Annotated in this window: 9 protein-coding genes; 6 read left to right on the forward strand and 3 right to left on the reverse strand. The window is 73.2% G+C overall.

The features are described 5' to 3' along the window. Positions 1-115: 115 nt before the first annotated feature. The gene (locus tag GYH36_RS17875; RefSeq protein WP_115942923.1) at positions 116-1,048 is read right to left on the reverse strand and encodes a DUF7973 family transport facilitator; all 933 of its coding nucleotides are present in this window, start codon (positions 1,046-1,048) and stop codon (positions 116-118) included. 245 nt (positions 1,049-1,293) lie between these two features. Here GYH36_RS17875 and GYH36_RS17880 point away from each other — a divergent pair, with 245 nt between their 5' ends. Next, entirely contained in the window at positions 1,294-2,799 is a 1,506-nt protein-coding gene (locus GYH36_RS17880) for an FGGY family carbohydrate kinase (RefSeq protein WP_162290543.1), read from the forward strand. Between the two features lie 63 nt (positions 2,800-2,862). On the opposite strand, the gene glpD is transcribed toward GYH36_RS17880, so the two are convergent. Beyond that, positions 2,863-4,539 (reverse strand): glycerol-3-phosphate dehydrogenase, encoded by a 1,677-nt coding sequence (glpD, locus tag GYH36_RS17885; RefSeq protein ID WP_115942921.1) that lies wholly within the window; start codon positions 4,537-4,539, stop codon positions 2,863-2,865. A gap of 201 nt (positions 4,540-4,740) precedes the next feature. Here glpD and GYH36_RS17890 point away from each other — a divergent pair, with 201 nt between their 5' ends. From GYH36_RS17890 to GYH36_RS17900, 3 genes are all read left to right on the forward strand, one after another. Next, positions 4,741-5,514, forward strand: a complete 774-nt coding sequence (locus GYH36_RS17890) for a triose-phosphate isomerase family protein (RefSeq protein WP_162290544.1) — start codon at positions 4,741-4,743, stop codon at positions 5,512-5,514. 135 nt (positions 5,515-5,649) lie between these two features. Continuing rightward, complete coding sequence (locus GYH36_RS17895; RefSeq protein ID WP_115942919.1) at positions 5,650-6,522, forward strand: class II fructose-bisphosphate aldolase; 873 nt, start codon at positions 5,650-5,652, stop codon at positions 6,520-6,522. Beyond that, complete coding sequence (locus tag GYH36_RS17900) at positions 6,519-7,277, forward strand: HAD-IA family hydrolase (protein WP_162290545.1); 759 nt, start codon at positions 6,519-6,521, stop codon at positions 7,275-7,277. Before GYH36_RS17895 ends, GYH36_RS17900 begins: the two co-directional genes overlap by 4 nt. Before the next feature lie 65 nt (positions 7,278-7,342). On the opposite strand, the gene GYH36_RS17905 is transcribed toward GYH36_RS17900, so the two are convergent. Beyond that, complete coding sequence (locus tag GYH36_RS17905) at positions 7,343-8,077, reverse strand: GntR family transcriptional regulator (RefSeq protein ID WP_162290546.1); 735 nt, start codon at positions 8,075-8,077, stop codon at positions 7,343-7,345. Positions 8,078-8,395: 318 nt separating this feature from the next. On the opposite strand from GYH36_RS17905, the gene GYH36_RS17910 reads away from it, so the two are divergent. After that, entirely contained in the window at positions 8,396-10,567 is a 2,172-nt protein-coding gene (locus tag GYH36_RS17910) for an alpha-ketoacid dehydrogenase subunit alpha/beta (RefSeq protein ID WP_162290547.1), read from the forward strand. A 20-nt stretch (positions 10,568-10,587) separates the two neighbouring features. Continuing rightward, positions 10,588-11,079: biotin/lipoyl-containing protein (locus tag GYH36_RS17915; protein ID WP_312028702.1), on the forward strand; the 492-nt coding region annotated here is incomplete at its 3' end.

The raw sequence follows: 11,079 nt of genomic DNA on the forward strand, positions 1-11,079 counted from the left end.
GGGGGGGGGGGTGGTCCGCCGCCTCCCCCTCGCCTGCTCGGGCGGGGGCGCCCCCCCCCCCCCGGGGGGGCGGGGGGGCCCCCCCCCCCCCCCCCCCCCCCCGCGCCGGGTGCGCTCAGACGAGGGCGCTGCCCAGGCCGAGGACGAGCAGGCTCGTGGGCCAGATCGTCGCGGCCGGGGGGTCGATGTGGGTGTCGCCGTGGATGTGCAGGAGGCGCGCGAACAGCTCCGCGCCCCACGCGGCGACGACCGCAAACGCGGCGCCGACGAGCACGGCCGCGAACGTGCTGCCCACGACGGGCAGGAACGTGGCGGCGGCGAGACCGCCGACGACCGTGATGTGGTGCGTGACGGGGACCGGCATCCCGACCGCGAGGAACGCGAGCGAGAACGCGGAGACGCCGAACGCGAACACGTGGGCGCTGCCCTGGAGGTCGGGGAAGCTCTCGGCGAGGAGCACGGTCGTGCCGGCCGCGAACAGGCCGGCGAACGCGCCGAGCACCGTGTTGTCGCGGAAGCGCTGCTGGCCCGGGATCCACTGGTTCTCGGGCGTGGGCGCGAAGCGCTTCCAGCCCTGCGGCGTGCGCGGCACCGCCCCGAGCAGGCCGGTGCGGCCGAACACGAGCCGGGCGGCGACGCCCGAGAGGAACACCGTGACGGCCACCGTGTCCGTGTGGCTCCCGAACCACGGCGTCGCGGCGACCGCGACCTGCACCACGTAGCCCAGCGCGCCGAACAGCGCGCCGACGAGCAGCACGTCGGGGCGTCGGATGCTCGCGAGGGGTGTGACGATGTCCTTGCCGTCGAAGCCGCCGCGCCGTGCCGCGTAGGCCGCGGCGGCGACACCGCCGGCGAACGCGACGTGCGGGCCGAAGAACGGCCCGAACGCGACGGTGTCGAGCATGCCCGAGCCACCACCCGCGGCGAGGGCTACGACGCCGAGCACCACAGCCAGGCCGGTGAAGACGAATGCCAGGAGCGCGCCGAGGGCCGCGCCCACGAACCCTCCGCCGAGCGAGAGCAGGAGGGAGAAGAGATCGATGTCCATGAGTACCTTTCGCGAAGCGCACGTCGTTGTCTGGAGCCGGCACCGTCGCCGGCCACCCCGCGGTCGTGTCGATAGTACGACCACATACAGGTTCGGACAACTAGTTGACTAGACGTGTACTGGCTACTAGCGTGCGGCCGTCGGGCACGTATCTCCGGCCCCGGGGCACCGACGCCTCGGAGACCGGCCGGACGTGGACGACCCCCGCGTCAGCACTCGGAACTGTCAACAATGAGGTGTGGCACATGACGAAGTACATCCTCGGAATCGACGAGGGAACCACGAGCGCCCGGACGTTCGTGATCGACGAGGAGGGAACGGTCCTCGGACTCGGCCAGGCCGAGCTCACGCAGCACTACCCCCGGTCCGGCTGGATCGAGCACGACCCGCAGGAGATCGTCACGACCCAGTACGAGACGATGCGCGCCGCCATGCGCCAGGCGGGCATCCAGCCCGCTGACCTCAGCGCGATCGGCCTGACCAACCAGCGGCAGACGGCCCTCGTCTGGGAGAAGGACACCGGCCGGCCCATCTACAACGCGATCGTGTGGGCCTCGCGCCACTCGGTCGACATCGTCGAGCAGTGGGTCGCGGAGGGGCACGGCGAGACCATCCGCAGCAAGACCGGCCGCACGCCGGACGCCTTCTACTCCGCGTCGAAGATCCGCTGGATCCTCGACGCGGTCCCCGGGGCGCAGGAGCGCGCGGAGAAGGGCGAGCTGCTCGCGGGCACGATCGACACGTGGCTGGTCTGGAACCTCACGGGCCGGGAGGCGTTCGTCACGGACTACTCCAACGGCGCCGAGACCATGATGATGAACCTCGAGACGCTCGACTGGGACGACGAGCTGCTCTCGATCTACGGCATCCCGCGCGTCATGCTGCCGCGCATCGTCCCGTCCGACACCGTCGTCGGCGACGCGGCGCCGTCGTTCGGGGCCCCCGTCCCGATCGCGGCGAACATGGGCGACCAGCAGGCCGGGCTCTTCGGCCAGGCCGCGTTCAAGCCCGGCCAGGCGAAGATGACGTACGGCACCGCGGGCGTCCTCAACATCAACGCCGGCAGCTCGACGGCGTACGTGCCCGGTCTGACGACGACCGCGGCGTGGGGCGTGGGCGGCGACATCTCGTACGAGATCGAGGGCGTCGTGTACGCCATGGGCAAGACGATGCAGTGGCTGCGCGACGACATGAAGCTCATCCACGCCGCGCCGGACAGCGAGTGGTACGCGGGCCAGGTCGCGAGCACGGAGGGCGTCTACCTCGTCCCGGCGTTCACCGGCCTCGGGGCGCCCGACTGGGACTCCTACGCGCGCGCCGCGATCGTCGGCATCTCCAACGCGACGAACCGCCTGCACATCATCCGCGCGGGCGTGGAGTCGATGGTCTACCAGACGCGCGACCTCGTGCAGGCCGCGCTCGACCAGTCCGACATCACCATCCCGGAGATCCGCGTCGACGGCGGGGCGGTGAAGAACAACCTGCTGTGCCAGATGACCGCGGACATCACGGGCATCCCGGTGATCCGGCCGCGCGTGCAGGAGGCGACGATCTACGGGGCCATGCTCATGGCCGGCATCGCGACGGGCGTCTACGGCTCGCTCGACGAGGTGTCGAGCCGCTGGCAGCAGGACCGCGTGTTCGAGCCGAGCATGAGCCGTGACCAGGCGGACACGCTGTACGCCGGGTGGCGCGAGGCGCGCGAGCTGACCAAGGGCTGGGCGCGCAAGGTGCCGGGCGCCGCGGCCTGACGCGAACGCACCGGTCACGACGACGGGGCGGCACCCGGTGGGTGCCGCCCCGTCGTGCTGCGCTCACGCGGCGTGCGCCGCGGAGGCCGGGGTCTCGTCGGCGTCGTCGTCGGCCGCGGTGCCGCCGACCAGGCGCCGGACGTAGGTGCGGTGGGCCGCGACCTCCGCGTCCCGACGCTCGGCGTCCCACCCGAGCACGTCGCCGAGCACGTCGGCGACGTCCTCGGCGACGTCCAGGCCGAGCCCGGGCTCGATGCCGACCATCGTGCGGCGCTGCAGGACGTCCGTCAGCGTCGTCGCGTGCTCGCGCTCGACGACGTGCGCGAGCTCGGCGAGCGTCACCGCGCCCCGGCCCTCGCCCAGGACCTGCGCGAGCCGCGGGTCGCGCCGTGCGCTCTCGCCGATCTCGCGGGCCACGGCGCCGTAGACGCGGACGAGGCGCTCGGCGACCTCGGCCGGGAACGGCAGGTCCGCGAGCACGCGCCCGCGCTCGTCCTCCCACGACCCCGTGCTCGGGGCGCCGGGGAGCGGCGTGTCGGCGGCGGTGGACGCGGGGACGTCGAGGCCGAGCAGGCGGGCGACCTTGTCGACGACCTCGCGACCGAGGCTCAGGTGCGGGGTGAGCTTGCCGCCCACGACGGACACGAGCCGCGGCACCTCGACGTGGGTCTCGACGAGGTGGCTGCGCGGGATCGCGCCGGGCTTCGCGCCGGGGCGGTGGGGGAGCGGCCGGACGCCGGAGTAGGTGAGGAGCACGTCGTCGACCGTCAGCCCGGCGGACGGCACGAGGGCGTTCGTCTCCGCCAGCAGGTAGTCGACCTCCTCCCGGGTCCCGCGCGCGGCACCGGGGTCGCCGTCGTAGCGGTCGTCGGTCGTCCCGATGAGGTAGCGGCCGTTCCACGGGATGACGAGGATGGCCCGGTTGTCGCTGCGCGCCTCGAAGTAGATCGCCGCGTCCGGGGCCCCGGGGAAGGGGTCGACGACCAGGTGCGTGCCCTTCGTCCCGCCGATCTGCCGCGGCAGGGGCAGGCCGTGGGCGAGGTGGTCGACCCAGGGGCCCGCGGCGTTGACGACGCACCGGCCCCGCACGGCGAGCTCCTCGCCGCTCTCGGCGTCGTGCACACGGACGCCGCGGGCCGCGCCGTCCTCGACGAGGATCTCGGTGACCTCGGCGTGGTTGAGCACGTCGGCACCGTGCCGGCACGCGTCGAGGACGGTCTCGAGCACGAGCCGCTCGGGGTAGACGACCTGACCGTCGTAGTACCGCACCGCGCCGTCGAGCCCGTCGAGCCCGAGGCCCGGGAGCTCGAGATGGGTCGCGCCGCGCGTCATGGCGCGGTGGCGCGGCACCGACTTGCGCAGCGACAGGCCGTCGTAGAGCACCATGCCGACGCGGAGCATCCACCCGGGGACGTGGTTGTGCCGGTAGAGCGGCACCACGAAGGGGAGCGGGGTGACGAGGTGCGGTGCGACGTGCCACAGGTGCTCGCGGTCGTGCAGCGACTCGTGGACGAGGCGGAGCTCGCCGTGCTCGAGGTAGCGCAGGCCGCCGTGGATCAGGCGGCTGTTCCACGACGACGTCTCGCCGCCGTAGTCGCCGCGCTCGACGAGCGCGACGTCGAGCCCGCGGAGCGCGGCGTCGCGCGCGATCGCGGCGCCGTTGATCCCGGCGCCGACGATCACCATGTCGTAGGTCTTGCTGTCGAGCCGTGGTGCGTCGGCTCGCGGTGTACCACCCATTCGTGTGCCGTCCTCCTCACGCGGCGGTGCGTCTCGACGCCTCGGCGGCTGCGCTCCTGTGCGCGCCGGGCCGGGTGCAGGTCGTCGTCCGCGCGACCACCAACTTGTGTGTACATGGTTGCACACGTATGGCTATTGCGGCCACAATGTCCGGACGGACACGGACAGCGTCGTCGGGCCGGCGGCGCGGAGAGGGGAACCATGCTTCCCAGCACGCTCGTCGGGTGCAGCACCAAGGGCTATCTCGGGCTCGCGGAGACGCGGTCCTGGGCCGAGCGCGTCGCGAGCGGGCTCGCGGCGCGCGGGGGTGGTGACGGGGTCTACGCGTGCGTCCCTCACCCGCTCGTCACGGTGCTCTCCGAGGGGCTCGCCGGCACCGGCGCCGACGTGGGGGTGCAGGACGTCTCCCCGCACCCCAAGGGCCCCTACACCGGCGAGGTGAGCGCGGAGCTGCTCGCCGAGCTCGGCGTGCGGTACGTCATGGTCGGGCACCCGGAGCGCGTGCGGCACGTCGGCGAGACGCCCGAGCTCTTCGGTCGCAAGGTCCGGGCCGCCGTCGGGCACGGCCTCGTCCCGATCCTCGTCGTGGGCGAGCCGGAGCGGAGCGCGGAGCCCGAGCCGGTCCTGCGCGCCCAGCTCGACGCGGCGTTCGGCGGCCTGCCCGACGACGCGGAGGTCGTCGTCGCGTACGAGCCCACGTGGGCCATCGGCGCGGCCGAGCCGGCGCCGGCGGACCACGTGCTGCGGACGGTGGGCGTGCTCCGCACGCTCGTTGACGAGCGGGTCGCGCGCTCGCGCGTGCTCTACGGCGGGTCGGCCGGGCCGGGGACGTTCGCCGCGATCGCGCGAGCCGGTGCCGGCGGGGACCTGCGCGACGTGCCGGACGGCGTGTTCCTCGGTCGCGGAGGCCTGGATCCCGACGCGTTCCTCGCGACGGTGGCCGAGGTCCGCGCCGCCGTGGGCGCGGTCGTCTAGGCAATACTTGTATAGAGGGGTCTGGACAAGTACGATCCAGTTATCGGGTGCGTGACCGGTGAGCGGCCGCGCACGGACGACCGACGGCGGTCGGGCCAACGGAGGCCCCGTCGTCGCACCACGAGGAGGACATCCATGCCCATCGCCCCGACCCTGGCCCTCGTCGACGAGGCGCAGCGTCGCGGATATGCCGTACCCGCGGTCAACATCGCGGACGACCTCTCCGCGCGAGCCGTCATCGCGGCCGCCGAGGGCGCGCGGTCGCCCGTCATCCTGCAGACGTCCGTCAAGACGGTGAGGAGCATCGGCGCCCGGCACCTGTCGCGCCTCGTGCACTCCGCGGCCGAGGAGGCGACCGTCCCGGTCGCCCTGCACCTCGACCACTGCCCCGACCGGGCCGTCATCACCGAGGTGCTCGCCGAAGGCTGGTCGTCCGTCCTCTTCGACGCGTCCGACAGGCCCCTCGACGTCGCGTGGCGCGAGACCGCCGAGGTCGTGCGCGAGGCGCACGCCGCGGGGGCCGCCGTCGAGTCGGAGATCGAGAACATCGTGGGGGTCGAGGACGGCGTCGGGTCCGACGAGGCCCTGCACTCCTACAGCGTCGAGCAGCTCGTCGAGGTCGCGCGCGACACCGGCACGGACCTGCTCGCTCCCGCCCTCGGCACCGCGCACGGCCTCTACACCGCCGATCCCGTGCTGCGGGTCGACCGCGTGGAGAGCCTGCGCGCGCTGAGCGACCTGCCCGTCGTGCTGCACGGCGGCACGGGTCTGCGCGACGAGGACTTCCGGGCGTTCATCGCGGCCGGCGTGTCCAAGATCAACATCTCCACCGCCCTCAAGCTGGCCTACATGCGGACCGCGAAGCAGCACCTCGACGAGTGCGAGCGCACCGGCCGGTGGGAGCCCGTGAAGATGTTCGACGCCGTGCTGGTCGCCGTCCGCGACGAGATCGCGACGCACATCGAGGTCTTCGGGTCGTCCCGGGACGCGGCGGGGGCGGCCGCATGACGCGCGCACTGGTCCTGGACTGCGACGGCGTCCTCGCGGACACCGAGCGCGACGGCCACCTCGTCGCGTTCAACCGGGCGTTCGCGGAGCTCGGGCACCCGATCGAGTGGTCGGCGACGGAGTACGCCGCGCTCCTGCGGGTCGGCGGCGGCAAGGAGCGCCTCAAGGCGTACCTGGCGGAGCACCCCGAGGTCGACCTCGCGCGCGGCGGCGACCTCGACGAGGCCGTGCGAGCGGCGCACCTGCGCAAGAGCGAGATCTACGTCGAGCTCGTCGAGCAGGGCGCGCTGCCGGGGCGCCCCGGCGTGCGCCGGCTCGTGCACGAGGCGCTCGACGCCGGGTGGCAGGTCGCCGTGGCGTCGACGTCCGCGCAGCGCAGCGTCGAGGCGGTCCTGCGGTCCGTCGTCGGCGAGGAGGACTACGCGCGCGTCGCCGGAGTGTTCGCCGGGGACGTCGTGCCCGCCAAGAAGCCCGCTCCGGACATCTACCTGCTCGCGATCGACCGGCTCGGCCGGTCGCCCGAGGAGGTCGTCGTGGTCGAGGACTCCGCCGCGGGCGCGACGGCCGCGAGCCGCGCCGGGCTGCGGCACGTCGTGACCGTGAGCACGTTCACGACCGAGGACGAGTTCCCGGACGCGTCGCTCGTGGTCGACCACCTCGGCGAGCCGGACCTGCCGGCGACGGTGCTGGCCGGCCCCGACGTCCTGAGCGACAAGCTCGTCGACGTGGCCGCGCTGGAGGCGCTCCTGCGCTGACGACGCACCCGACGCGGCGGGGCCCGGGGACCGACGGTCCCCGGGCCCCGTGCGGCGCGCGCCCGTCAGAGGTCGTAGTGGAACTCGAGGCGGATCTTGTCGCCCCGGAAGAGGATGCGCGAGTGCTCGAAGGGCGTGCCCGTCGCGGTGGAGATCTGCTGCGTGAGCAGCAGGAGCGGCGCGGTGCGGCCGACTCCCAGCACGCGCGCGTCGGCGGCCGAGGGGGTCGTCGTCTCGAGCGTCTCGACGACGTGGTCCATGCGCAGGCCGTACGCGTCCTCGAGGATCGCGCACAGCTGGCGCTCGGCGGGGTCGTGGCGGTCGAGGTCCTCGGCGAGCGCCTGCGGGATGTAGGACGTGTGGAGGCTGATCGGCTCGTCCTCGACGAGGCGCAGCCGGCGCACGGTGTAGGCCTGCGCCCCCGACGGCAGCCCGAGCGTGCGCGCGACGTTGCTCGGCGGCGTGCCGAGCTCCATGCCGAGGAGCTGCGTCGAGGTGGCGTACCCCATCTGCTCGAGCTGCTCGCGGATGCCCTTGTACGCGGGGGAGCGCGTGCTGATCTTGCGCGGGGCGACGAACGTCCCCTTGCCCTGCACGCGGAAGATGAGTCCTTCGTTCGCGAGCTGCGCGAGGACCTGGCGCGCCGTCATGCGGCTGATCCCGTAGGTCTGGTTGAGCTCGTTCTCGGACGGGATCTTGTGGTTCACCGCCCACTCGCCGCCCTCGATCTTCTCGCGCAGGATGTTCGCGAGCTGGATGTACAGCGGTGTCGAACCGTCGCGGTCGAGTGTCTGGGGCATCGTGTTCCGTCGGTGTCGAGGTCCGAAAGGTCACGTCCGTCGTCGGGCGCGCCGTAGACGATCCACGCTAGCGGAACCGGACATGTCATGCCAGGTCCCCCGTGTTCACGTCCAGGCTGGACTATACATGTATGTAGCTGTATGGTCGGGCGCAGCGACATGCTCCGAGCCGGCGGTGACGCCCGCGACGAGCGACCTCGACGAGGAGACGGCGTGGGCACCGGTGCCCACGGGTCGCCTCGTCCGGGCCGTTCGTGCCGGCTCGGCCGGACAGCACCCCGTCACGCGACGGACGACACGCCCGAGGAAGGCGATCCTATGCCGAAGACCAAGGCACTCAAGCCGGCCGCCACATGGGTCGAGCTCAGCACCACGACCGCGGACTGGAAGGCCGCCGACCCGCGGCTCCTCGAGACCATGCTCGTCCAGCTCCACCTCGTGCGCGCGTTCGAGGAGGAGGTCCTCGAGCTCGCCGGGCAGAAGCTCATCAACGGTCCGGCCCACTCCTCGATCGGCCAGGAGGGCGGCGCCGTGGGCTCGGTCCTGCCCCTCGTCGCGGCGGACCAGATCAACGGCTCGCACCGCGGCCACCACCAGTTCCTCGCCAAGGCGCTCGGCTACGTCCAGCCGGACGGCTTCGACGCGCGCGCCGAGCTCGGCGACGACGTGCGCACCGTCCTCTACCGGTCCCTGTCCGAGATCGCGGGCCTCGCCGACGGCTACTGCCGCGGCCGTGGCGGGTCGATGCACCTGCAGTGGAAGGAGGCCGGGGCCATGGGCACGAACGCGATCGTGGGCGGCGCCGTCCCCTTCGCGACCGGCTTCGCCTGGGCGGACAAGCACTCCGGCACCGACAACGTCGCCGTCACCTACTTCGGCGACGGTGCGGTGAACATCGGCTCGGTGCTGGAGAGCTTCAACCTCGCCGCCGCCTGGGACCTGCCGGTCTGCTTCTTCATCGAGAACAACCAGTACGCCGTCTCGACGACGGTCGAGGAGGCGACCGGCGACCCGCGCCTGTCCGCGCGCGGGCTCGGCTTCGGCATCAAGAGCTGGCGCGTCGACGGCCAGGACACGCTCGCCGTCTACCTCGCCATGCAGCAGGCCGTCGAGCACATGCGCGCGGGCGGCGGCCCCACGATCGTCGAGGCGGACACGTACCGCTACTTCCACCAGAACGGGCCGTTCCCCGGGAGCGCGTTCGGCTACCGCGCCAAGGAGGAGGAGCAGGCATGGCGCGACCGTGACCCGATCCGGACCGTCGAGGCGCGCGTCGTGGAGCGCGGGCTCCTCACCCCGGACGAGTGCGCGCAGGTGCGCGCACGGGCCAAGGCCGCGATGAAGGAGATCTCCGCCTCGCTGCTCGAGCCGATGCCCGGCGGCAAGCCGGGCCAGCAGCAGATCCGTCGCGCGCTGTGGCCCGACACCGACTTCATCGACGTCGGCATCCGTGGCGACCTGTCCGGGCTCGACGGCGCGGACGTGCGCGACGTCGCGGACTTCGGGCCCGAGGAGCTCGAGCAGCGCAAGTTCGTCGACGTCGTCGCCGACGTGATGCACCGCCGCATGTCGGCGGACGAGCGGGTCGTCGTCATGGGCGAGGACGTCCACAAGCTCAACGGCGGGTCGCGCGGCGCGACCAAGGGGCTCGGGACGGACTTCCCCGACCGCACGCTCGGCACGCCCATCGCCGAGGCCGCGTTCAGCGGCCTGGGGGGGGGCCTCGCGCTCGACGGGCGCTACTACCCGGTCGTCGAGCTCATGTACGCCGACTTCATCTGGGTCGCCGCCGACCAGCTCTTCAACCAGATCGGCAAGGCCCGGCACATGTTCGGCGGCGACCACGACATGCCGCTGCTGCTGCGCATCAAGATCGGCACGGGCACCGGCTACGGCTCGCAGCACTCGATGGACCCCGCGGGCATCCTCGCGACCTCCGTCGGGTGGCGCATCGTCGCCCCGTCCACCCCGCTCGACTACGTCGGGCTGGTCAACGCGGCGATGCGGCTCAAGGACCCCGTCGCGGTGCTCGAGCACGACGCCGACCTGTACAAGGCCGTCATGGACGCGCCGAAGGACCTCGACTTCTGCCTCCCCGTCGGCAAGGCCGCGATCCGCCGGTCCGGCAGCGCCGCGACCGTCGTCTCCTACCTGTCGATGGTCCAGCGCTGCGTCGACGCCGCGGACGAGGCGGGCGTCGACGCGGAGGTCGTGGACCTGCGCTGGCTCGACCGCGCGAGCGTCGACTGGGACACGCTCGGCGAGTCGATCCGCAAGACCAACAAGGTGCTCGTCGTCGAGCAGGGCTCGGCCGGCACGTCGTACGGCGGGTGGCTCGCGGACGAGATCCAGCGGAGGTACTTCGACTGGCTCGACGCCCCGGTGACCCGCGTGCACGGCTCCGAGTCGTCGCCCAGCATCTCCAAGGTGCTGGAGCAGGCGGCGCTCGCGAGCACCGCCGACGTCGCCGCTGCGCTGCGCGCGCTCTGACCCGACCTGGAGGACGAGAGATGGCAACCTACCTGAGACTGCCCGGCGTGTCCGCCGACTCCGACGAGGCGGCGCTCGAGGGCTGGTCCGTGGAGGCCGGGCAGAAGATCGCCGCGGGCGACGTCGTGGCGACCGTCGAGACCGAGAAGGCGGTCGTCGACATCGAGTGCGACCAGGACGGCGTCGTGCACGCCCTCGTCGTCGAGGCGGGGACGCTCGTCCCCGTGGGCGACCCCATCGCGGTGCTCCTCGCGCCGGACGAGGACCCGGCCGCCGGCGACGCGCTCCTCGCGGAGCTCGGCCTCGGCCCGGCGTCCGACGCGCCTGAGCCCGCGCCGGAGCCGGCGCCGCCCGCGGCCCCGGCTGCGCAGGAGCCCGCGGTCGCGGCCCCCCCCCCCCGCCCCCCCGCCCCCCCCCCCCCCGCCCCCGCCCCCCCCGGCCCCCCCCCCCGGGCGGGGGGGGCCGCGGGGGGGGGGAGAGCGGGCCCCCCCCCCCCGCCCCGTGGCCCCGCC

The organism is Cellulosimicrobium composti (genome assembly GCF_010287905.1).
Lineage (GTDB): Bacteria > Actinomycetota > Actinomycetes > Actinomycetales > Cellulomonadaceae > Cellulosimicrobium > Cellulosimicrobium composti.